The 22,330-nt window shown below is 71.0% G+C and carries 22 protein-coding genes and 1 tRNA gene; 18 read left to right on the top strand and 5 right to left on the bottom strand.

The features are described 5' to 3' along the window. The first annotated feature begins 81 nt into the window (after positions 1-81). Genes ACPWUT_RS07350 through ACPWUT_RS07340 form a run of 3 tightly spaced genes read left to right on the top strand, consistent with a single transcriptional unit; the run spans position 82 to position 2,262 of the window. Positions 82-696, top strand: coding sequence for a helix-turn-helix domain-containing protein (locus tag ACPWUT_RS07350; protein ID WP_425842084.1), 615 nt, complete (start codon positions 82-84; stop codon positions 694-696). 1 nt (position 697) lies between these two features. After that, the gene (locus ACPWUT_RS07345; RefSeq protein WP_284527323.1) at positions 698-928 is read left to right on the top strand and encodes a hypothetical protein; all 231 of its coding nucleotides are present in this window, start codon (positions 698-700) and stop codon (positions 926-928) included. After that, positions 925-2,262 (top strand): MFS transporter, encoded by a 1,338-nt coding sequence (locus tag ACPWUT_RS07340; protein ID WP_425842081.1) that lies wholly within the window; start codon positions 925-927, stop codon positions 2,260-2,262. Before ACPWUT_RS07345 ends, ACPWUT_RS07340 begins: the two co-directional genes overlap by 4 nt. A gap of 11 nt (positions 2,263-2,273) precedes the next feature. Here the strand turns inward: ACPWUT_RS07340 and ACPWUT_RS07335 are convergent, their stop codons facing one another. The 3 genes from ACPWUT_RS07335 to ACPWUT_RS07325 form a co-directional block, all read right to left on the bottom strand. Next, entirely contained in the window at positions 2,274-2,522 is a 249-nt protein-coding gene (locus tag ACPWUT_RS07335) for a hypothetical protein (protein WP_284528006.1), read from the bottom strand. After that, a complete protein-coding gene (gene valS / locus ACPWUT_RS07330) occupies positions 2,522-5,095 on the bottom strand; it encodes a valine--tRNA ligase (RefSeq protein ID WP_425842078.1) in 2,574 nt (857 codons plus the stop codon). Before valS ends, ACPWUT_RS07335 begins: the two co-directional genes overlap by 1 nt. Before the next feature lie 123 nt (positions 5,096-5,218). Then, the gene (locus ACPWUT_RS07325; protein WP_425842075.1) at positions 5,219-5,875 is read right to left on the bottom strand and encodes a pentapeptide repeat-containing protein; all 657 of its coding nucleotides are present in this window, start codon (positions 5,873-5,875) and stop codon (positions 5,219-5,221) included. Positions 5,876-6,115: 240 nt separating this feature from the next. Between ACPWUT_RS07325 and ileS the strand changes: the two genes are divergently transcribed. From ileS to ndk, 4 genes are read left to right on the top strand one after another with little or no spacing between them, the layout of a single operon-like run. After that, positions 6,116-9,532 carry an isoleucine--tRNA ligase gene (ileS, locus tag ACPWUT_RS07320; protein WP_425842072.1) on the top strand — a complete coding sequence of 1,139 codons (3,417 nt, stop codon included), beginning with the start codon at positions 6,116-6,118 and terminating at the stop codon, positions 9,530-9,532. Next, positions 9,529-10,881: a bifunctional folylpolyglutamate synthase/dihydrofolate synthase gene (locus ACPWUT_RS07315; RefSeq protein ID WP_425842069.1), complete on the top strand. Its 1,353-nt coding sequence runs from the start codon at positions 9,529-9,531 to the stop codon at positions 10,879-10,881. Before ileS ends, ACPWUT_RS07315 begins: the two co-directional genes overlap by 4 nt. Continuing rightward, positions 10,878-11,264 carry a DUF4233 domain-containing protein gene (locus tag ACPWUT_RS07310; RefSeq protein ID WP_425842066.1) on the top strand — a complete coding sequence of 129 codons (387 nt, stop codon included), beginning with the start codon at positions 10,878-10,880 and terminating at the stop codon, positions 11,262-11,264. The genes ACPWUT_RS07315 and ACPWUT_RS07310 overlap by 4 nt, the downstream gene beginning before the upstream one ends. 1 nt (position 11,265) lies before the next feature. Then, complete coding sequence (ndk, locus tag ACPWUT_RS07305; protein ID WP_284527316.1) at positions 11,266-11,679, top strand: nucleoside-diphosphate kinase; 414 nt, start codon at positions 11,266-11,268, stop codon at positions 11,677-11,679. A 13-nt stretch (positions 11,680-11,692) separates the two neighbouring features. Here the strand turns inward: ndk and ACPWUT_RS07300 are convergent, their stop codons facing one another. Next, a complete protein-coding gene (locus ACPWUT_RS07300) occupies positions 11,693-12,292 on the bottom strand; it encodes a vitamin K epoxide reductase family protein (protein ID WP_425842063.1) in 600 nt (199 codons plus the stop codon). Positions 12,293-12,583: 291 nt separating this feature from the next. On the opposite strand from ACPWUT_RS07300, the gene ACPWUT_RS07295 reads away from it, so the two are divergent. Continuing rightward, entirely contained in the window at positions 12,584-14,986 is a 2,403-nt protein-coding gene (locus tag ACPWUT_RS07295; protein WP_425842060.1) for an Rne/Rng family ribonuclease, read from the top strand. Positions 14,987-15,004: 18 nt separating this feature from the next. On the opposite strand, the gene ACPWUT_RS07290 is transcribed toward ACPWUT_RS07295, so the two are convergent. Next, on the bottom strand, positions 15,005-15,280 hold the full coding sequence (locus tag ACPWUT_RS07290) for a DUF4031 domain-containing protein (protein ID WP_284527313.1): 276 nt from the start codon (positions 15,278-15,280) through the stop codon (positions 15,005-15,007). Positions 15,281-15,488: 208 nt separating this feature from the next. Between ACPWUT_RS07290 and rplU the strand changes: the two genes are divergently transcribed. From rplU to ACPWUT_RS07240, 10 genes are all read left to right on the top strand, one after another. Next, positions 15,489-15,797, top strand: a complete 309-nt coding sequence (gene rplU, locus ACPWUT_RS07285) for a 50S ribosomal protein L21 (RefSeq protein ID WP_174236301.1) — start codon at positions 15,489-15,491, stop codon at positions 15,795-15,797. Positions 15,798-15,815: 18 nt separating this feature from the next. Beyond that, positions 15,816-16,073, top strand: a complete 258-nt coding sequence (rpmA, locus tag ACPWUT_RS07280; protein ID WP_284527312.1) for a 50S ribosomal protein L27 — start codon at positions 15,816-15,818, stop codon at positions 16,071-16,073. A gap of 102 nt (positions 16,074-16,175) precedes the next feature. Beyond that, positions 16,176-17,678, top strand: coding sequence for a GTPase ObgE (gene obgE / locus ACPWUT_RS07275; protein WP_284527311.1), 1,503 nt, complete (start codon positions 16,176-16,178; stop codon positions 17,676-17,678). Then, complete coding sequence (gene proB / locus ACPWUT_RS07270; RefSeq protein WP_425842217.1) at positions 17,675-18,499, top strand: glutamate 5-kinase; 825 nt, start codon at positions 17,675-17,677, stop codon at positions 18,497-18,499. Before obgE ends, proB begins: the two co-directional genes overlap by 4 nt. A 59-nt stretch (positions 18,500-18,558) precedes the next feature. Continuing rightward, on the top strand, positions 18,559-19,818 hold the full coding sequence (locus tag ACPWUT_RS07265; RefSeq protein ID WP_425842055.1) for a glutamate-5-semialdehyde dehydrogenase: 1,260 nt from the start codon (positions 18,559-18,561) through the stop codon (positions 19,816-19,818). A 43-nt stretch (positions 19,819-19,861) separates the two neighbouring features. Then, positions 19,862-20,089, top strand: coding sequence for a hypothetical protein (locus ACPWUT_RS07260; protein WP_284527308.1), 228 nt, complete (start codon positions 19,862-19,864; stop codon positions 20,087-20,089). Between the two features lie 9 nt (positions 20,090-20,098). Continuing rightward, positions 20,099-20,695: a nicotinate-nucleotide adenylyltransferase gene (gene nadD, locus ACPWUT_RS07255; protein WP_425842051.1), complete on the top strand. Its 597-nt coding sequence runs from the start codon at positions 20,099-20,101 to the stop codon at positions 20,693-20,695. Next, entirely contained in the window at positions 20,692-21,777 is a 1,086-nt protein-coding gene (locus ACPWUT_RS07250) for a hypothetical protein (RefSeq protein WP_425842048.1), read from the top strand. The genes nadD and ACPWUT_RS07250 overlap by 4 nt, the downstream gene beginning before the upstream one ends. Continuing rightward, positions 21,777-22,154, top strand: a complete 378-nt coding sequence (gene rsfS / locus ACPWUT_RS07245) for a ribosome silencing factor (RefSeq protein WP_425842045.1) — start codon at positions 21,777-21,779, stop codon at positions 22,152-22,154. Before ACPWUT_RS07250 ends, rsfS begins: the two co-directional genes overlap by 1 nt. A 63-nt stretch (positions 22,155-22,217) precedes the next feature. Beyond that, positions 22,218-22,290 (top strand) — tRNA-Ala (locus tag ACPWUT_RS07240). Positions 22,291-22,330 lie beyond the last annotated feature (40 nt).

The following is a 22,330-nucleotide window of genomic DNA, read 5'->3' as shown; positions in this document are numbered from 1 at the left end:
TACGGGGTGGTTCCGGTCATGCAAAGAACTGCTTGCAAAATATTGCTTGCAAGATTCCCTCTGCAAAGGTATCTTTGCATCATGACCGGCGAAGAGAACGCACCCGACGCGACCCACGAGGCCCGCCAGGATGTGCGGATGCTCGACACCAGTGCTCTGAAGGCACTGGCGCACCCGCTGCGGGTGCGGATCTACGACATCCTGTCCCAGTTCGGACCGCAGACGGCCAGCTCCCTGGCCGAGATGACGGGGGAGTCCTCCGGGGCCACCAGCTACCACCTCCGGGCGCTCGCCAAGCACGATCTGATCCGTGAGGTGGACGACCGGGGCACGGCCCGCGAGCGGTGGTGGGAGCGTCCCCGCGGGGGGATCTCGTTCACCAACCCCGAGGCGATGAAGACGCCGTCGGGGAAGGCCGCCACGCAGGCGGTCATGACCGAGTTCCTCAACCGTCGTCACCAGCAGCTCATGCGCTACCTCTCCGAGACGATCCTCGATCCCGAGGGTCACGAGGACGAGGCGGCGATCTCCACCGCGACGGCTCGAATGACCGTCGAGCAGACAGTCGAACTGATCTCGGGCATCCAGAAGCTCATCGACGCCGCGGTCGACAAGTACCGCGACCAGACCGGCGAGGGCGTCCGACCGATCAGCATCCGCACCGACATCTTCCCGCTTCCTGAAGAAGGCCACTGACATGACCGCCATCTCCGCCGCGCTCGCCTCGCACCCGGGCGCCCACCTCGCCCCGCGCGCCCTGCCGACTCGCGCCGAGCGCCTGCTGCTCTCGCTCACCCATGCCGTGGAGGCCGCGATGATCCGCCGCCTGCAGCGCAGGGCCTGCGCGCCCGTCGCGCCCGGCACGGACGCCGTCGAGGACCGCCGTACGGCTCAGGCCCTCGGCGCCGTCGGAATCCTTCCCCGGTGACCTCGCAGGCGCCCGCGGCCACCGCGAAGCCGGCGCGCGACCGTCTCGGCGCCGACTTCGGAAAGCTCTGGACAGCCGCCGCCTTCAGCAATCTCGCCGACGGGCTCGGACGCACCGCCGTCCCGCTGGCCGCCACCACGCTCACCCGCGATCCGCTGATGATCTCGGTCATCGGCGCGCTCGCCTTCGTGCCGTGGCTGGTGTTCGGACTGCCCGCCGGGATGATCGTCGACCGGTTCGACCGGCGCATCATCATGGCGGTGGCCAACGCCATCCGCGGAGCGGTCGCCGTCTGGCTCGCGACCCTCGCCGTCACCGGGACGCTCTCGCTCTGGTCGCTCTTCGTCGCCACCCTCGTCTTCGGCCTCGGCGAGACCCTGTTCGACAACGCGACCAACGCCGTCATCCCCGGTGTCGTCCGTCGCGACCAGCTCGACCGCGCGAACGGCTGGATGCAGGCGGCGCAGATCACCATCGACAGTTTCATCGCGACCCCGATCGCCGGCGTCCTGTTCGCCGTCTCCCTCGCGCTGCCGCTGTGGGCCGGCAGCGCCGCGTACCTCATCCCCATCGTGCTGGCGATCCTGCTGCCGATATCGGCGGCCCGTCCGCTGCGGGGATCGTCCCCGCGCCCGGAAGCTGCAGGGGCCGACGCCGGAGGCTCGGGCGACGTGGCCGCAGGCGTCGTGGCCGATCCGATCACCGACGTGCCCGCAGCCGCCCCGATCAGCACCCGCGAGGCGCTCCTCTACCTGTGGCGTCATCGCTACCTGCGGACGATGGTCGTGTTCACCTCGGTCATCGGCTCCGCGCTGTCGTTCGCCCAGGCGGTCATCATCCTCTTCTTCCTCGACACCATGGGCGTGACCGTCGCCGCGATCGGCTTCGTCACCGCGGGGATCGGGATCGGCGCGCTGGCAGGGTCGCTCGTCGCACCCCGCCTGGTCGCGCGATTCGGGCGCGGTCGCGTGATGTTCGGTGCGATCCTCTCCGGCGGCGCCACCCTCGTGCTCACGGGGCTCGCGCCGGAGGCGTGGACCGCCGTCGGAGCGTTCGCGCTGTCGGCGGGATCGGTGTCGGTGTGGAACGTGCCGTGGGGGAGCCTGCGCCAGCAGATCGTCCCGGGGGAGATCTTCGGCCGTGTCCTCGGTGTGATCCGCACCCTCACCTGGGGCCTGTTCCCTGTGGCCACCCTGCTGGGCGGCTGGGTAGGGCGCATCGATCTTCGGCTGCCGTTCTGGATCGGCGGCGGGCTGATCGTCGTCGTCGCAATCGTCGCGATCCCGCTCCTGATCGGTGGGACGCGTCGCGCGGGCGCGGAGACGCCCGGCTGATCACCCCGGATTCAGGCGAACTCGTCCTCGTCGTCGTGGCGCACGACCACCCTGCCGCTCGCGTCCAGTTCCACCATCACGCCGGTGTCGAGCTCGGCGATCGGCCGGCCCTCGAGGAACGTGAGCGTCCAGCGCGGGCGCGGCTGCCCGAGTCCGTCGCCGGGGATGGCGCGATCGACCAGCCGGATCTGCTCGTGCAGCTCGGCCGGCACCGCCGCGGGGATGGCGTCACCGCTCGTCCAGCGCGTCCCGAGTCGCATCATGCCTCCTGCGGCGCGAGCACGATGTCGGTGACGGCCAGGGCGTCCGACTCCGCGTACGCGATCTCGGCGATGCGGCCGACGGCCTTCAGGTCGCCCTCTGCGGCGCCGACCGCATCGAGGACCTTGCGGGGACCGGCGATCGTCAGCGTGTCGACCGGCGTCTTCTGCGACGCCTTCGCCTCGGTCTTGGCGCGGCGGACGGCGATGAGCGCCTCTCCCACGAGGCGGAGGATGGCCGGGTCGCCCTCGGTGCCGAGCGGCTCCGGCCAGGCCGCGGTGTGCACGGACCCCTCCTCGAACCAGGACCACGCCTCCTCCGTCGCGAACGCGAGGACGGGAGCCAGCAGGCGCAGCAGCGTCGACAGCGCGAGGCGCAGCGCCAGCGCCGCCGACGGCTGCCCGCTGTCGGCCTGGTTGTACGCGCGCTCCTTCACCAGCTCGAGGTAGTCGTCGCAGAACGTCCAGAAGAACGCCTCGGTGATCTCGAGCGCGCGGGCGTGGTCGTAGGCCTCGAACGCGGTGGTCGCGTCGCGGACCACCTGATCGAGGGTCGCGAGCATCGACGCGTCGAGGTCGTGCGTGATGCGGGCGCCCTCGGGCACCGGGAAGGACAGCACGAACTTCGCGGCGTTGAGGACCTTGATCGCGAGGCGGCGGCCGATCTTCACCTGGGTCGGGTTCTGCGGGTCGAACGCCGCGTCGGCGCCCAGGCGGCTCGAGGCGGACCAGTACCGCACGGCGTCGGTCCCGTGCCCCGACAGGATGTCGGCGGGGGTGACGACGTTGCCCCTGGATTTCGACATCTTCTTGCGGTCGGGGTCGACGATGAAGCCCGAGATGGAGGCATCGCTCCACGGGGCCCGGTCGTCCTCGAGGGCGCTGCGGAGCATCGTCGAGAACAGCCAGGTGCGGATGATGTCCTGGCCCTGCGGCCGCACGTCGAAGGGCGCCACGAGGTTCCACAGCTCCTCGTCGCGCTCCCAGCCGCCGGCCAGCTGCGGGGTGAGGGAGGACGTGGCCCACGTGTCGAAGATGTCGCGCTCGCCCTCGAATCCGCCCGGCACCCCGCGCTGCGACTCGTCGTATCCGGCCGGCGCGTCCGTGGTCGGGTCGACGGGCAGCTGTCCGAGATCCGGCGTGATGACGCGGTCGTAGTCGCGCTCCCCGTTCTCGTCGAGTCCGTACCAGACGGGGATCGGCACCCCGAAGAAGCGCTGGCGCGACACGAGCCAGTCGCCGGTGAGCCCGTTGGTCCAGTTCTCGAAGCGCACGCGCATGAACTCCGGGTGCCACGACATCCCGCGGCCCAGCGCGATCAGCTTGTCGCGCAGCGCGACGTCGCGGGCGCCGTTGCGGATGTACCACTGGCGCGTGGACACGATCTCGAGGGGGCGGTCGCCCTTCTCGTAGAACTTCACCGGGTGCGTGAACGGCTTCGGGTCGCCGATCAGCTCGCCCGACTCCTGCAGGAGCTCGACGATGCGCTTCTTCGCGCTGAACACCGTCTTGCCGGCGAGCTCCGCGTAGGCCGCGCGCGCAGCCTCGGTCACCAGGACGTCGGGGGCGTCGGCGAGGATGCGGCCGTCCTGCCCCAGGATCGTGCGGTTGGGCAGGTCGAGCTCGCGCCACCAGATGATGTCGGTCACGTCGCCGAAGGTGCAGATCATGGCGATGCCCGACCCCTTGTCCTTCTGAGCGAGCGGGTGCGCGAGGATCGGGACCTCCACGTCGAACAGCGGCGTGCGCACCGTGGAGCCGAAGTGGGGCTGGTAGCGCTCGTCGTCGGGGTGCGCCACAAGGGCCACGCAGGCGGCGAGCAGCTCGGGACGGGTCGTCTCGATGTGGACGTCGCCCGTGCCGTCGGTCTTGTGGAACGCCACGCGGTGGTAGGCGGCCGGCTGCTCGCGGTCCTCCAGCTCCGCCTGGGCGATGGCCGAGCGGAAGTCGATGTCCCAGAGGGTGGGCGCGAGGGCCTGGTAGGCCTCGCCGCGCTCGACGTTGCGCAGGAACGCGAGCTGGCTCGTGCGGATCGTGTCGTCGGAGATCGTGCGGTAGGTCTGGGTCCAGTCCACGCTGAGCCCGAGCTGACGGAACAGCGCCTCGAAGTGCTTCTCGTCCTCTTCGGTCAGGCTCTCGCAGAGCTCGATGAAGTTCCGCCGGCTGATGGGAACCTGGTCGGCGGCACGGCTGGACTTGTTGTCGCCGCCCTGGAAGGGCGGGGTGAAGTCGGGGTCGTAGGGGAGCGAGGGGTCGCAGCGCACGCCGTAGTAGTTCTGCACGCGGCGCTCGGTGGGCAGGCCGTTGTCGTCCCAGCCCATCGGATAGAAGACCGTCTTGCCGCGCATGCGCTCGAAGCGCACCTTGATGTCGGTGTGCGTGTAGCTGAACACGTGGCCGATGTGCAGGCTGCCGGACGCCGTCGGCGGCGGGGTGTCGACCGAGTACACCCCGGCGCGACCCGTGCGCGCCGCCGCGTCCCGATCGAACAGGTACGTGCCCTGCGCGGACCACGCGGCATCCCACTTCTGCTCGAGGCCTTCCAGAGCCGGCTTGTCGGGAATGTGCGCCATGGAGATCTCCTCGAGCGTTATGTGCGGCACTGTGTGAGCGTGCCTGAGTGTGGGATGGGCACAGTCTACCGGGCCGCGCCGCGCGGCGCCCGGGGTAGAGGCCCGGCGTCGCGCGCTGGGAGGTCAGCCGAGCACGCGGATGCCGAGCGCCGCGGCGAGGGCCGGCCCGTGACTCTCCGCCTGGCGTGCGGTCACCGTGGCCGATCGGAGAGCAGCAGGGTCGGTGAACGACAGGGCCTCGAGCCCCCGGAGGTCCAGATGCGCGGCCCGCAGCCCGCGGGTGTCGACCTCGTCGGCCCGGCAGTCCTCGAACGCGACGCGATCGAGGTGCGCCTCGGGGAGATCCAGCGTGCCGAAGCGGCAGCCCACGAAACGGACGTGGCCGACCCGCGCGGCCGGGAGGCCGAGGTAATCGATCCGGAGATCGCGGAGCACCACGCCGTCGAGCTCGGCGCGCAGGAAGTCGGCCGTGCCGATGCGCCCGCCCGTGATCTCCACGTTCCGCCAGCGCGCGTCGCGGGCCACGAGGGCACCGATCCGCGGTTCCGTCCATCGCGCGTCGGCGAGAGTGGTGCCCGTGAGGTCGAGCCGCTCCAGCGACGGAGCCTCCCAGAGCGTCTCCACCAGTGACCCGTGCGAGGCGTCGACCTCACCGGCCAGGCCCTCCAGTCGGACTCCGGCGACGTCGGCCCCGCGCCCGAGAGCGGTCGCGACCGCAAGGACCGGGGGGAGGTCGGGAGTGCTGTCGCGCGGCGGCGCGGGATCCTCGCGGCGAGCCATGCCGAGACTCTACCGGGCGCGTATGATGGACCGATCAGCATCGATCCGGACATCACCGGGGAGCTCTCGGAAGAACACCTGATCGCCGTCCGCGGCGACGGGCAAGTAGAACCGAGCGGGGCAGGCCCGTCACAGCCGCAGTGAGAGAGGTCCCGGCCACGGGGCAACGCGGGGTGGTACCGCGGTCCTTCCGACGGGAGGGTCGTCCTCGCAGGAAGCGACGCAACCTGCTGGAGTGACATGACCTACCCTCTCGGACCCGACGATCACGGCACGGACGGCTCCCGCGCGCCGGAGCCCGTCGTCCCCAGCCCGCGGTTCCCGCAGATCGAGGCCGACGTCCTGCGCTTCTGGGAGCAGGACGACACGTTCCACGCATCGATCGCCCAGCGCGAGGGGGCGCCCGAGTGGGTGTTCTACGACGGCCCGCCCTTCGCCAACGGCCTGCCGCACTACGGGCATCTGCTCACGGGGTACGCCAAGGACCTCTTCCCGCGCTTCCAGACCATGCGCGGCCACAAGGTCGAGCGCGTGTTCGGATGGGACACCCATGGGCTCCCGGCCGAGCTCGAGGCGATGAAGCAGCTCGGGATCACCGAGAAGAGCCAGATCGAGGAGATGGGGATCGCCGCCTTCAACGCGAAGGCGAAGTCGTCCGTCCTCGAGTACACGCGCGAATGGGAGGAGTACGTCACCCGGCAGGCGCGATGGGTGGACTTCGCGCGCGGCTACAAGACGCTCGACACGGGCTTCATGGAGTCGGTGCTGTGGGCGTTCAGGGAGCTGTGGGACAAGGGGCTGGCCTACGAGGGCCACCGCGTCCTGCCGTACTGCTGGCGCGACGAGACGCCGCTGTCCAACCACGAGCTGCGCATGGACGACGACGTCTACAAGATGCGTCAGGACCCCTCGGTCACGGTCACCTTCCCGCTGGTCGGCGCGAAGGCCGAGACGCTCGGCCTCACCGGTGTGCGCGCGCTGGCGTGGACGACCACCCCGTGGACGCTGCCGACCAACCTGGCCCTGGCAGTGGGGCCGGACATCGCGTACGTCGTCGTGCCCGGCGGGCCCGCGGGCGCGGCCGACATCCACCCCGGCGACGAGCCGGTGGAGGCCACGGCGCACCGCTACCTGCTGGCGTCCGAGCTGCTGGCCGGATACGCGAAGGACCTGGGGTACTCCTCACCCGAGGATGCGCGGGCCGCCGTGGAGCGGACGCTCCAGGGATCCGAGCTCGCCGACGTGCAGTACGACCGCCTCTTCGACTACTACGCCGACGCCGAGACGTGGGGCACCGGCAACGCCTGGCGGATCCTCGTCGACGGCTATGTGACCACGAGCGACGGCACCGGCATCGTCCACCAGGCGCCGGCGTACGGCGAGGACGACCAGCGGATCACCGAGGCCGCCGGCATCCCGCTCATCATGAGCCTCGACGACGGCGGCCGCTTCCTGCCGCAGGTCGCCGACGTCGCCGGCGAGCTGTGGATGGACGCCAACCGACCGCTCATCCGGCTGCTGAAGGCACAGGGGCGGCTGCTCCGCGAGGCGAGCTACGAGCACTCCTACCCGCACTGCTGGCGTTGCCGGAACCCCCTCATCTACAAGGCGGTGTCGAGCTGGTTCGTCCGCGTGACGGCGATCAAGGACCGTCTCCTGGAGCTGAACGAGGAGATCACCTGGGCGCCCGAGAACGTCAAGCACGGCCAGTTCGGCAAGTGGCTCGAGGGAGCGCGCGACTGGTCCATCAGCCGCAATCGCTTCTGGGGCTCGCCGATCCCGGTGTGGAAGAGCGATGACCCCGAGCACCCGCGGGTCGACGTCTACGGCTCGCTGGCCGACATCGAGCGGGACTTCGGGCGGCTCCCGGTGAACGAGGACGGCGAGGTCGATCTTCACCGGCCGTACATCGACGGGCTCACCCGGCCGAACCCCGACGATCCGACGGGGCGCAGCACGATGCGACGCATCGAGGACGTCTTCGACGTGTGGTTCGACTCGGGGTCGATGCCCTACGCCCAGGTGCACTACCCGTTCGAGAACCGGGAGTGGTTCGACACCCACGCGCCGGCGGACTTCATCGTCGAGTACATCGGGCAGACGCGCGGCTGGTTCTACGTCATGCACGTCCTGTCGGGCGCGCTCTTCGACCGGCCGGCGTTCTCCGGCGTCGCGTGCCACGGCATCGTCCTCGGCAGCGACGGGCAGAAGATGTCGAAGTCGCTGCGGAACTATCCCGACGTCAGCGAGGTGTTCGACAGGGACGGCTCCGACGCGATGCGCTGGTTCCTCATGAGCTCCTCCGTGCTGCGCGGCGGCAACCTGGTCGTCACCGAGGAGGGCATCCGTGCCGGCGTGCGCGAGTTCCTCCTGCCCCTGTGGAACGCGTGGTACTTCTTCGCGACGTACGCCAACGCGGCCACCTCGGGCGCGGACGGGGCAGGCGAGGGCTACCGGGCGCGCTGGCGCACGGACTCCACGAACGTCCTCGACCGGCACATCCTCGCGCTGACCGGCGACCTGGTCCGCGACGTCGCCGCCGATCTCGACGCCCTCGACTCCACGATGGCCGCGGCCAAGCTGCGCGACTTCGCCGAGGTCCTCACCAACTGGTACATCCGCCGGTCGCGTGACCGGTTCTGGATCGGGGTGACCGACGGCGACGAGACGAGCACCGAAGCCTTCGACACGCTTCACACGGTGCTCGAGACCCTCACGCGCGTCGCCGCGCCGCTGATCCCGCTCGTGGCCGAACGCGTCTGGCAGGGCCTCACGGGCGGGCGGAGCGTGCATCTGCAGGACTGGCCCGACGCGGCGGAGTTCGCGCCCGCCTCCGACATCCGCTCCGCGATGGACGCCGTGCGCGAGGTCTCGTCGGTGGCGAACGCGCTCCGCAAGAAGGAGGGCAAGCGCGTGCGGCTGCCGCTCGCGGGTCTCACCGTCGCCGTGACCGATGCGTCGTCGCTCGCACAGTTCGAGGCGATCATCCGCGACGAGCTCAACGTCAAGTCCGTCGAGTTGATCGAGCTCGACGAGAACCTCGCCGAGCGCTACGGCATCAGCCAGCGACTGGCGGTCAACGCGCGCGCCGCGGGTCCCCGGCTCGGCAAGCAGGTGCAGCACGTCATCGCCGGAGCGAAGGCGGGGGTCTGGACCGTCGAGGACGGCGTCGTGGTGGTGGACGGCATCGCCCTCGAGCAGGGCGAGTACGACCTCACCCTGGAGGCCGGCGGTGTCGCGGAGGGCACGGCGATCGCGCTGCTGCCGGGCGGCGGCTTCGTGCTGCTCGACACGACCACGACGCCCGAGCTCGAGGCGGAGGGGCTCGCCCGCGACGTCATCCGCGCCGTGCAGGACACCCGCAAGGCCGCCGGATTCGACGTCAGCGATCGCATCCGCCTGCAGCTGCTGTTCGCGGACGACGCGGATGCCCGCGCGGTGGCGTCGGCCTTCGAGGTGGCGGGCGTGAGCTCCGAGACGCTGGCTCTGGACTACGCGGTCGTGGGACCGGACGGACGAGTGCGCGTCGGCGAGGGCTCGCTGCTCGCGTCGGGGCACACCCTCGACGCCGAGCACACCGCGACCGTCGCCGCGGGCACCTACGCCAACCAGGGCGACATCACCGTCGCCGTGACCCGGATGGGGGAGGACGCATGAGCGATCGCAACCGGGCCGATGCCGTGTACGCCCAGCTGCTCACGCGACAGGGCGAGAGGTGGGTGCAGCCGCGGGTGGAGCGCACCCGGCGCGTGCTGGAGCTGCTCGACGACCCGCAGCGCACCTACCGCGTGATCCACGTCACGGGCACCAACGGCAAGACCTCCACCAGCCGCATCATCGAGAGCATCGTGCGCGCGCACGGGCTGCGCACGGGCCTGTTCACGAGCCCCCACCTGGAGCGGTTCACCGAGCGGATCATGATCGACGGCGAGCCGATCGACGATGCCGCGGTGGCGGAGGCGTGGGAGGAGATCGCACCGTTCGTCGATCTCGTCGACGCGGAGCTGGCGGCATCCGGAGAGGCGGCGCTCACGTTCTTCGAACTGCTCACCGTCCTGGCCTTCGTCGCGTTCGCCGACGCTCCCGTCGACGTCGCGGTGGTCGAGGTGGGCATGGGCGGGAGCTGGGACTCCACGAACACCGCCGACGGCGACGTCGCCGTGTTCGCCCCGATCGACATCGATCACGCGGATCGTCTCGGCGACACGATCGCCGAGATCGCCTCGGTGAAGGCCGGGATCATCAAGCAGGGCGCGATCGCGGTCTCCGCCGAGCAGGTCGCCGACGCACAGGAGCCCCTCCGGGCCGCGGCGCGGAGCCATGAGGCGACGATCGCCTTCGAGGGCGACGAGTTCGGCCTCACCGACCAGCGTCTCGCGGTCGGCGGCCAGCAGCTGTCGGTACGCGGGCTGGCCGCCGCGTACGACGATCTCTACCTGCCGCTGTACGGCGCGCACCAGGGGCACAACGCGGCCCTCGCGATCGCCGCGGTCGAGGCGCTGATCGGGGCGGGCTCGCAGCCGATCGCGATCGACGTGCTCACCGACGGCCTCGCGCAGGTCACCTCGCCCGGGCGCCTCCAGCTGATCGGCGTGGCGCCGACGGTGCTGGTGGACGCAGCCCACAACCCGCATGGTGCGCGTTCGCTCGTCGCCGCCCTCCGCGACTCGTTCGACTTCGACGAGTGGGGGCTGGTGCTCGGCGTCTTCGGAGACAAGGACGCCGCAGGCATCGCGCAGGCACTCGTGCCCGCCGCCGCACACGTGTTCGCCACGGCGCCCGACTCCGAGCGCGCAGCCGACCCGGAGCGCATCGCAGACCTCGTGGAGGAGGCGGAGGTGCCCGTCACGGTGCACCACGATCTCGCCGACGCGGCCGAGGCCGCCCGCGAGTGGGCGTCGGCATCCGATCGGCGCGCCGTCGTGATCGCGGGCAGTGTGGTGCTCGCCGGCGAGGCGGTGCAGCTCGCCGCCGCAGAGGACTGGAAGGACGGCTGGCAGCGATGACGCGGGAACGACGCGTCCGCGGTGCCCGCGAGTCGCTGGCGGCGGTGGTCCTCGGCTTCGAGTCGATCATCGTCTTCCTCGGCGGCCTCGTGGTATTCGGGCTCGATGCGCTTCCGGACGGCGTCGCGGACTGGTGGGGCATCGTCGGGGGCGCCGTCCTGGCGCTGGCCATGCTCCTGACCGTCGGCGTACTGCGACGACCCTGGGGGATCGGCCTCGGCTGGGCGCTCCAGCTGATCGTGGCCCTCGGCGCGTTCCTCGTGCCCGCCCTCGGTGTCGTCGCCCTGGTTTTCGGTGCGATGTACGCCTATGCCACCATCAAGGGCGGTGAACTCGATCGGCGCAACGCCGCACGAGCCGCCGACGCCACGAACGGAGAATGACATGCCCACCGAAGAGACGCTCGTCCTGATCAAGCCCGACGGAGTGGCCCGCGGCCTCACCGGCGCGATCCTCGCCCGCATCGAGCAGAAGGGCTACGCCCTCGTCGACATCAAGCTCGTCGAGCCCGACCGCGACACGCTCGAGCAGCACTACGCCGAGCATGCGGGCAAGCCCTTCTACGAGCCGCTCCTCGAGTTCATGCTGTCGGGTCCGTCGGTGGCCATCCGGCTCGCGGGCAATCGCGTCATCGAGGGCTTCCGGTCGCTCGCCGGCACGACCGATCCGACGACGGCCGCCCCCGGCACGATCCGCGGCGATTTCGGCCGGGACTGGGGCGCCAAGGTCCAGCAGAACCTCGTGCACGGCAGCGACAGCGTCGAATCGGCGACCCGCGAGCTCGCGATCTGGTTCTGAGGCCGAGGCGGTTCTAGAGCGTGCCGATCCAGTCGAGGCGCAGCTGGGCGACGAGGGCGACGATCGCGTAGCTCACGACCGCCAGCACGGGAAGCCATCCCATGAGCGTCCCCGCGACATCGCGCAGCGGCTGCGGGACGGGCACGATCCCGGACCGGAGCAGATGGAGCGACACGGCGTAGAACGTCGGGATCGTCACGACCCAGGTGACCATGCACCACGGGCACAGGGTGCCGAGGACGAAGATGCTCTGACTGATCAGCCAGAGCACGAAGCCGAAGGCGAACGCGATCCCGGCCCAGAACAGCAGCCAGAACCATCGGGAGAAGCGCGCGCCGGCGAGCACGGCCGCGCCGACCACCATCGGCGCCACCCATCCCGTCAACCCCAGGAGCGGGTTGGGGAAGCCGAACACCGATCCCTGGTCGGAGGTGAGGTTCGCCCCGCACTGCACCACGACGCTGAAGTCGCAGGAGGCCGACGACCCGGGATTCTGCAGGAGGTGGAACTTCTCCAGCGTGAGCGCGAAGGCCGCGACCCAGCCGATCGCCCCGGCGATCATGAGCCACACCCCGAGGGCGGTGGGACGGGTGTGGGTCAGGCGGGTCGGCATCCCGCGATTATCCCATCGACGCGATCGGCACGACCTGAGCGTGCGCGATCGACACGCGAGGCGTCGGGGCGGGATCGCGGATTCGGCTCGGATGGTGCGATAATGGCTGTCGATGCATGCGCGGCCGCGCCGCGACGGCATCACAGAGACTTCGGGCGATGAACGCCCTTCGCAGCGCGAGCCTCGCGCCCGCTGCAGACCGAGTGAGTTCGCGGCCCGGCCTCCACGGAGCGGCGCCGCCAGATTTTCGCCCGACGGCACGCGGAGCCGGCGGCTAGGAGCAAGCCAGTGATGGCCGATGAGCACAACGACACAGACACTCCCGAACCCGCGGCGGCAGACGCCCCGCTGAGCGACGAGAGCCGCTCCGCGGAGGCGCCGGTGCCCGCAGCGGAGGACGCCGCGCAGACGCAGCCGGACGCCCCGGCACCGGACGAGGCTGCAGCCGACGCCCCGGCAGACTCGGACGTCCCGGCAGCGGCCGAGGCTGCAGCCGACGCCCCGGCGGAGGCGGACGCCCCGGCAGACTCCGACGCCCCGGCGAAGTCGGACGCCCCGGCAGAGGCCGACGCCGCGGCGGAGGCCGACGCACCGGCCGGCGCGGACGATCCCGCCGCGGCGACGGAGCCCGACGCTGCGGCGGAGCCGCTGACGGCCGTCGCGCTCGGGCTGCTTCCCGAGGTGTTCGTCTCGACCGTCTCGACGGCGCTGCACTTCTACGCTCCCGAGATCACGCCGCTGCCGGCCCTGCCCGGGCAGGCGGGCGGCGATCGCGAGGACCGCGACGCCGACAGCGGGGGCGAGGGGTCCTCGAGCTCGCGCCGCCGCAACCGCCGCCGTGGCGGCAGCGGGGGAGCGGACGCCGACGAGGCGCCTGCCGCGCCGCGCCGCCGCGCCGTCGAGCTCATCACCGAGCCCCAGCGCATCAAGGGCTCGACCCGGCTCGAGGCCAAGAAGCAGCGCCGCCGCGACGGTCGCGAGGCGGGTCGCCGCCGCGCCGTCGTGACCGAGGCCGAGTTCCTCGCGCGTCGCGAGTCCGTCGACCGCGTCATGATCGTGCGCTCCAAGAACGGCCGGGTGCAGATCGCGGTGCTCGAGGACAACGTCCTCGTCGAGCACTACGTCGCCCGCAACCAGGACGCGTCCCTCATCGGCAACGTCTACCTCGGCCGCGTGCAGAACGTCCTGCCCAGCATGGAGGCCGCCTTCGTCGACATCGGCCGCGGTCGCAACGCCGTGCTGTACTCCGGCGAGGTCGACTGGGACGCGGTGGAGACCGGCAACCAGCCGCGGCGCATCGAACTCGCCCTCAAGTCGGGCGACAAGGTGCTCGTGCAGGTGACCAAGGACCCGGTCGGGCACAAGGGTGCACGCCTGACGAGCCAGATCTCGCTGCCCGGGCGCTACCTGGTGTACGTGCCCGGCGGCGCCATGAACGGCATCTCCCGCAAGCTCCCCGACACCGAGCGGTCGCGCCTCAAGAAGATCCTCAAGGAGGTCCTCCCGGAGTCCAGCGGCGTCATCGTCCGCACCGCCGCCGAGGGCGCCACCGAGGAGCAGCTGACGCGCGACGTCCAGCGGCTGACCGCCCAGTGGGAGCACATCAGCACGCAGTCCGAGAGCGGCTCCGCGCCCTCGCTGCTCCACTCCGAGCCGGACCTGCTCGTCAAGATCGTCCGCGACGTCTTCAACGAGGACTTCTCGAAGATGCTCATCCAGGGCGAGGACGCGCACCACACCATCTCGTCCTACCTGACCGGTGTCGCCCCCGACCTCCTCGAGCGCATCGAGAAGTACGAGGACGAGCAGGACCCCTTCGACGCGTTCCGCGTGACCGAGCAGATCGAGAAGGCGCTCGACCGCAAGGTGTGGCTGCCGTCCGGCGGGTCGCTGGTCATCGACCGCACCGAGGCCATGACCGTCGTCGACGTCAACACGGGCAAGTTCGTCGGCTCCGGCGGCAACCTCGAGGAGACGGTCACGAAGAACAACCTCGAGGCCGCCGAGGAGATCGTTCGCCAGCTGCGCCTGCGCGACATCGGCGGCATCATCGTCGTCGACTTCATCGACATGGTGCTCGAGTCCAACCGCGACCTCGTGCTCCGGCGACTGGTCGAGTGCCTGAGCCGCGACCGCACCAAGCACCAGGTCGCCGAGGTGACCTCGCTCGGCCTCGTGCAGATGACGCGCAAGAAGCTCGGCCTCGGCCTGCTCGAGACCTTCAGCGAGCCGTGCGAGGTGTGCGCCGGCCGCGGTGTCATCGTGCACCACGACCCCGTCGTCAAGCACCGCGCCCCGCAGCAGCAGAACGGCTCCCCGCGGCGCTCGCGCGGCGGCTCGAACGGGGGCTCGAACGGCGCTGCCGCCCAGGGCGGCGGCACGCACGTGATCACGGAGGGCGCCAAGTCGGCGCTCGCGCAGATCGCGGCCTCCACGATCCATCCCGTCGGGGAGACGCCCGCCGTCGCGGACGCGGAGCCCGAGCGCCCCGCCCCGGAGCGCACCGCTCCCGAGCGCGCGAAGAAGCCCCGCAAGAAGCGCGCCGAGGCGCCGAAGACCGAGGCCGACATGCTGCTGGACTCGGTGCTCAACGCGCTTCCCGAGCCCAAGGCGCCCGGTCAGGGTCGCTCGCGGCGTCGTGTGACGACGGCCGCGCTGAGCGGCACCCCGGTCTCGGCGACGCCCGAGGACTGAGGTCGGCGCGGACGCGTCTCAGGCGCGTCCGCGCCGCTCGCGCGCGGTGACGCGCAGCCCCGAGGCGATCAGGCGCCGCACGAGCTCATGTCCGTCGACGTGCTCGGCACCGCCCGCGATGAGCCGGGGGACCGCGTCTTCGGGAACGTCGTAGTGGTCGAGGTCGAAGGCGCGCGGGGGGATGCCGTGGGCGGCGGCGAAGCGGTGGAGTTCGTCCAGATCGGAGTCGCTCACGAGGTGGGCCCACAGCCGGCCGTGCGCCGGCCAGCGCGGATCGTCGACGAGAACAGTCATCGAGTGGCATCCTACGGCGACACGCTCCCGCGTGCTTTTGCCCATCGTCCCGGCATCCGGTAAAGTAGATCTTCGGTGCGTCCGCGTCGCAGGCCTATGGCGATGCTCGAGAGACTCAGCAGGCCCCTGCCGAGGCCCCGCACCAAGACTTCCCAGTCTCGCAAAGACAATCGGAGCCGTGCGCTCCAACACAAGAAACAGGTGTGAAGTGGTTTACGCAGTTGTGCGCGCCGGTGGCCGTCAGGAAAAGGTCGAGGTCGGCACGATCGTCGTCCTCGACCGCCAGCAGGCCAAGGTCGGCGACAAGCTCGAGCTGCCCGCGGTGCTGCTCGTCGACGGCGACGCCGTGACGACCGACGCCGACAAGCTCGCCAAGGTCACCGTGACCGCCGAGGTCCTCGGCGAGGAGCGCGGCCCCAAGATCATCATCCAGAAGTTCAAGAACAAGACCGGCTACAAGAAGCGCCAGGGCCACCGTCAGGACCTCACGCGCGTCAAGATCACCGGCATCAAGTAAGCCAGGGAGACGCTTCAGATGGCACACAAAAAGGGCGCAAGCTCCACTCGTAACGGTCGTGACTCCAACGCTCAGCGACTGGGCGTGAAGCGTTTCGGCGGCCAGACCGTCAACGCCGGCGAGATCCTCGTCCGTCAGCGCGGCACGCACTTCCACCCCGGCGCGCTCGTCGGCCGTGGCGGCGACGACACCCTGTTCGCCCTGGCGGCGGGCTCGGTCGAGTTCGGCAAGAAGGGCGGCCGCAAGGTCGTCAACATCGTCCCGGTCGCGGAGTAATCCCGACCGACACGGGCGTCGACAGCCTCGCGCTGTTCCTCAATCCCATGGCAAGGGGCGGGCTTCGGCTCGCCCCTCGTCTTTTTCCTCAGGAGTTCCGACATGGTCACGTTCGTCGACCGGGTGACGCTGCATCTGCGCGCCGGCAAAGGCGGTAACGGCTGCGTGTCGGTCCGCCGCGAGAAGTTCAAGCCGCTGGCCGGCCCCGACGGCGGCAACGGCGGTCACGGCGGCGACGTCATCCTCGTCGCCGACCCGCAGGTCACGACCCTGCTGTCCTACCACCACTCGCCGCATCGCTCCGCCGGCAACGGCGGCTTCGGAATGGGCGACAACCGCTCCGGCGCCGCCGGCGAGCACGTCGAGCTGCCCGTCCCCGTCGGTACCGTCGTCAAGGACGCCGACGGCGAGACGCTCGTCGACCTCGTCGTTCCCGGCACGCGGTACGTGGTCGCGCCCGGTGGACAGGGCGGGCTCGGCAACGCGGCACTCGCCTCGCCCAAGCGCAAGGCGCCCGGATTCGCGCTGCTCGGCACCCCCGGCTGGGAAGGCGACATCCGCCTCGAGCTGAAGACGGTGGCCGACGTCGCGCTGGTGGGCTACCCGTCGGCCGGCAAGTCGAGCCTCATCGCGGCGATCTCGGCCGCTCGTCCCAAGATCGCCGACTACCCCTTCACCACGCTGCACCCGAACCTGGGCGTCGTTCAGGCCGGCGACGTGCGCTACACCGTGGCCGACGTGCCGGGGCTCATCGAAGGCGCCAGCGAGGGCAAGGGCCTCGGCCTCGAGTTCCTCCGCCACGTCGAGCGGTGCACGGCGCTCGTGCACGTGCTCGACTGCGCGACCCTCGAGCCGGGACGCGATCCGCTGAGCGATCTGGACGTGATCCTCGAGGAGCTCGGCAACTACCCCGTGCCCGAGGGGCAGGTGCCGCTCCTGGAGCGCCCCCAGCTCATCGCGCTCAACAAGGTCGATGTGCCCGAGGCCCGCGATCTCGCCGAGCTCGTCCGGCCCGACCTCGAGGCGCGCGGCTACCGCGTGTTCGAGATCTCCACGGTGAGCCACGACGGGCTGCGCGCCCTGACGTTCGCGCTCGGCGAGATCGTCGGCGAGCACCGTGCCGCGCAGTCGGCCGCCGCACCGCCCGAGCGCGTCATCATCCGTCCGCAGGGCTCCGAGAAGGAGTTCACCGTGCGGGTCGAGGGCGGGACCTACGGGAACATCTACCGCGTGCTGGGCGCCAAGCCCGTGCGTTGGGTGCAGCAGACCGACTTCCAGAACGAGGAGGCCGTGGGCTTCCTCGCGGACCGGCTCGAGAAGCTCGGCGTCGAGGACGGCCTCTACCGCGCGGGCGCGGTCGCCGGCTCGACCGTGGTCATCGGCGAGGGCGACGGCATCGTGTTCGACTGGCACCCCTCGCTGTCGTCCGCCGCAGAGCTCATGACGGCGCCGCGCGGCACCGACCCGCGCCTGGACCTCAACCCGCGCCGCACCACGTCGCAGCGCCGGGAGCGGTATCACGAGCGGATGGACGCCAAGGCGGAGGCGCGTGCCGAGCTGGAGTCCGAGCGGCTCGGCGGTGACGAGGACGACACCGAATGGTGAGCGTCCGAGAGCGCGCCGATCTCCTCGGCGCGCGTCGCGTGGTCGTGAAGGTGGGCTCGTCGTCGATCAGCGGCGAGAACGCGCACAAGATCGAGCCGATCGTCGAGGCGCTGGCGGCGGCGCACGCGCGCGGGACAGAGGTCGTCCTCGTCTCGTCGGGTGCGATCGCGACGGGGATGCCCTACCTGGACCTCGATGAACGGCCGAGCGATCTCGCCACGCAGCAGGCGGCGGCCGCGGTCGGCCAGAACGTGCTGATCTACCGCTACCAGGCGGCACTGCGCCCGTTCGCCATCGTGGCGGGACAGGTGCTGCTCACGGCCGGCGATCTGGAGAACCCCACCCACCGCTCGAACGCGCGGCGCGCGATGGAGCGGCTGCTGGGGCTGCGCATCCTCCCGATCGTCAACGAGAACGACACCGTCGCGACGCACGAGATCCGCTTCGGCGACAACGACCGGCTCGCCGCCCTCGTCGCCCAGCTGATCGGGGCCGACGCCCTGGTGCTCCTCAGCGACATCGCGAGCCTGTACACGCGACCGCCGAGCGAGCCCGGCGCGCGGCCGATCGATCGCGTGGCCCCGGATGACGACCTGTCGGACTACGAGTTCGGATCCGTCGTCGTGAACAGCGTCGGCACGGGCGGGGCGGCGACCAAGGCCTCCGCGGCGCGCCTGGCCTCGGCCGCCGGCATCGGCGTGCTGGTGACGAGCGCCGACCTCGTCGCGGAGGCGCTGGAGGGCGCGGCCGTGGGCACCTGGTTCGCCCCCGACCCCGACGCACCGCCTTCGCTCGGCACGACGCCGGTGCGCACCTCCTGACCGACGGCTGACGCCCCCGCACCCGATCCCGCCGCGGGTGGGCTCGCTAGAATGGCGCGATGACGACGATCGCCGACACCGCCACGGAACGCCTCCTGCTGGCCAAGGACGCCGCCCGCCGGGTCGGACTGCTCGGCGACGCGGAGAAGGCGACGCTCCTTCGGGCGATCGCCGCCGCACTCGAGGCCCACAGCGAAGAGATCGTCGCCGCCAACGCCGAGGACCTGGCTCGCGGTGAGGCGAACGGACTGGGGGCCGGACTCCTGGACCGGCTGCGCCTCGACGCCGCGCGCGTCACCGCCCTCGCCGACGCGGTGCGCGACGTCGCGGCCCTTCCCGACCCGGTCGGGCGGATCCTCGACGAGCGCACGCTGCCGTCGGGGGTGACCCTCCAGAAGGTGTCCGTGCCGTTCGGCGTCGTCGGCTCGATCTACGAGGCGCGTCCGAACGTCACCGTCGACATCGCCGCGCTGGCGCTGCGCTCGGGCAACGCCGTGGTGCTGCGCGGCGGGACGGCGGCCCTGTCCTCCAACGCGGCGCTGGTGCGCGCCATGCGCGGCGCCCTGGCCGACGCGGGCGTCGACCCCGAGGCCATCCAGACGGTCGACGACTTCGGACGTGACGGCGCCCGCACCCTGATGCAGGCGCGGGGGCTCGTCGACGTCCTGGTGCCGCGGGGGAGTGCCGAGCTCATCGAGACCGTCGTCACCCAGTCCACGGTCCCGGTCATCGAGACCGGCGCCGGGGTCGTCCACATCGTCCTCGACGCCAGTGCGCCGCTCGAGTGGGCGCGCGACATCGTCGTCAACGCCAAGGTCCAGCGCCCGAGCGTCTGCAACGCGGTCGAGACGGTGCTGGTCGTCGAGGAGGGAGCGGCCCGGCTCATCCCTCCGGTGGCCGACGCGCTCAGCGCGCACGGCGTCACGATCCACGGCGACGAGGCCGTGCGGCGCCTCGTGCCGGAGGCGGTGCCGGCGACCGAGGCCGACTGGGCCACCGAGCACATGAGCCTCGACGTCTCGATCCGCGTGGTCGAGGACCTCGACGCCGCCCTCGCCCACATCCGCACCTACTCGACCCATCACACCGAGTCGATCATCACGGCCGACGACGCACACGCCGAGCGCTTCCTCGCTGAGGTCGATTCGGCGGTCGTCATGGCGAACGCCTCCACGCGGTTCACCGACGGCGGCGAGTTCGGCTTCGGCGCGGAGGTCGGCATCTCGACCCAGAAACTGCACGCCCGCGGCCCCATGGGACTGCCGGAGCTGACCAGTACCAAGTGGCTCGCCCGTGGCGCCGGGCAGATCCGCCGGTGACCGCCTAAGCTGTAGGTGCGCACCCGAACCGAACGGAGCATGAATGACCCTCGCCACGATCGCCGTCCTCGCCGCAGGGGAGGCCGAGCACCACGGCAACGTCCAGGCGGAGACGTTCATCTTCGGCGTGATCGCTTTCGTCGTGTTCCTCGCGCTCGGGCTGGTCACGCTGTCGTACCGCAACGTCGCCAACCGCCACGCGCACAAGGCCGAGGCCTACGCCCAGACCCACGGCACCGACCTCGCCCAGGCGGGTCACGGCCACCACTAGGCCGCCGTGATGGCAACGGCGCGCTCCCCGCGGATCGGGGTGATGGGTGGGACGTTCGATCCCATCCACCACGGTCACCTGGTCGCGGCCAGCGAGGTGGCGCAGTCGTTCGACCTCGACGAGGTGGTCTTCGTGCCCACCGGCCAGCCGTGGCAGAAGGACGACGTCACCGAGAGCGAGCACCGCTATCTGATGACGGTCATCGCGACCGCCTCCAACCCGAGCTTCACCGTCAGCCGCGTTGACATCGATCGTGCAGGTCCGACGTATACGATCGACACACTCCGTGACCTGAAACAGCAGCGACCCGACGCCGAGCTGTTCTTCATCACCGGAGCAGATGCCATCGCGCAGATCCTCGGATGGCGCGACCACGCCGAACTGTGGGACCTCGCCCACTTCGTCGCGGTCTCGCGGCCGGGACACGATCTGCGCACCGACGGCCTTCCCAGCGACGATGTGAGCCAGCTGCAGATCCCGGCTCTGGCCATCTCGTCCACGGACTGCCGGGACCGGGTACGCCGAGGGCACCCGGTCTGGTACCTCGTCCCGGATGGCGTCGTCCAATACATTGCGAAGCACCACCTCTACCGGAGCAAGCCATGAGCACACCCGAAGAGCCGCCTCAGCTGACGCGCAGGCAACTGCGCGAGCTGCGCAACACCGCCTCGACCCCGATCGTCACCGACGCACCGACGCCGAGCGAGCCGCCGGCCACCCCGCTCCCGCGCGCGGCGGAACCCGTCGTCCTCGCGGAGCCTCCCCGCGCGGAGCCGCGCACGTCCGCAGGCGGCGCGCCCACGCTGACGCGCCGCGAAGTGCGGCAGCGGGAGCGTCTGCGCACGGCGTCCGTGCCCGTCATCACCGCGGAGGTGCTCGCGGCGACCGCCGCCGAGGCCGAGGCGCGCGCCGCCGAGGAGCAGGACCGCATCGACGACGAGATGATCGTCGACGCCGAGCTGGTCGAGGTGCCCACCGAGCCCGAAACGGTCGAACCGGAGGCCGCCGAGCCCGATACCGCTGAGCCCGAGGCCGCCGAACCCGAGGCCGCCGAGCCTGAGCCGTCATCGCCCGACGTCGTGACCGAGGCCGAGCCGGTGGACGCTGCGCCGTCGGAGGACGAGCCGGAGCCGGCCGACGCCTCGGCATCGCAGAGCGCGCCCGAGGCGGAGGAAGAGCCGGAGCGCCGCGTCATCGCGCCCGACTTCGGCTCCGAGCTGCTGCGCGGCCAGCCCGCCGAGGTCGAGGTTCCCGCCTCCTTCGATCAGCTGCTCACGCGTGGAAGCACCGCGACGGGGGCGCTGTCGATGCCGAACGCGCTGATCCTCTCCCAGACGCCCGACGGCGGCGGCTTCACCTCGCCCGTCACGGCGACCGGCGAGGTGCTGATCACGGGCACGTTCGCCCTTCCCGACCGCTACGGCTCGACGGGGGCCGTCCCCGGCCGCTCCGACGGCACCGATGTGGACGCCGTCCTCATCGACGGCGAGCTGCCCGCCGCCTCCTCACCGACGCCGATCGCCGCCAGTGCGGCCATCAGCACCATCAAGAGCGCGGATGAGATCATCAAGCCGCCGGCGCCCGAGAAGGGGAGCCGCCTGATGGTGGTGCTCGCGATCACCGCGGGCGTCCTCGCGGTGGCCCTGGCCGGCGTCCTCATCCTCGCCATCACGACAGGGGTCTTCTGATGACGCTCGCCGACAGCTCTGTGGAGCTCGTACAGCTGGCCGCCGCGGCGGCCGACGCCAAGGGCGGGGAGGATCTGGTCGCGTTCGACGTGTCCGAGCCGCTCCCGCTGGTCGACGCCTTCCTCCTCGTGACGGGATCCAGCGAGCGCAACGTCGCCGCGATCGCCGACGAGGTGGAGGAGCGACTCCTGGAGGCAGGAGTGAAGCGGCTGCGCCGCGAGGGGCGCAGCGAGGCGCGGTGGATCCTGCTCGACTTCGGAGACCTGGTCGTGCACGTCTTCCACGAGGAGGAGCGGACGTTCTACGGACTGGAGCGGCTCTGGAAGGACTGCCCGATCGTGCCGATCCAGCTCCCGACCGCAGCCGCCACGGAGTGACCGGCGTTCGTGGCACCCCTCCGGATGTAGTAAGCTGGTCGAGTTGCCGCGAGCGGCGACCAAGGGCCTGTGGCGCAGCTGGTAGCGCACCTGCATGGCATGCAGGGGGTCAGGGGTTCGAGTCCCCTCAGGTCCACAACAATCCCCGGTGATCCGGGGATTTTGTGTTTTCTGGG

The organism is Microbacterium sp. PA5, assembly GCF_049860775.1.
Taxonomy (GTDB): Bacteria; Actinomycetota; Actinomycetes; order Actinomycetales; family Microbacteriaceae; genus Microbacterium.
Note: the sequence above shows the minus strand (reverse complement) of the source record. Positions and strands in the feature narration are given on the sequence as shown.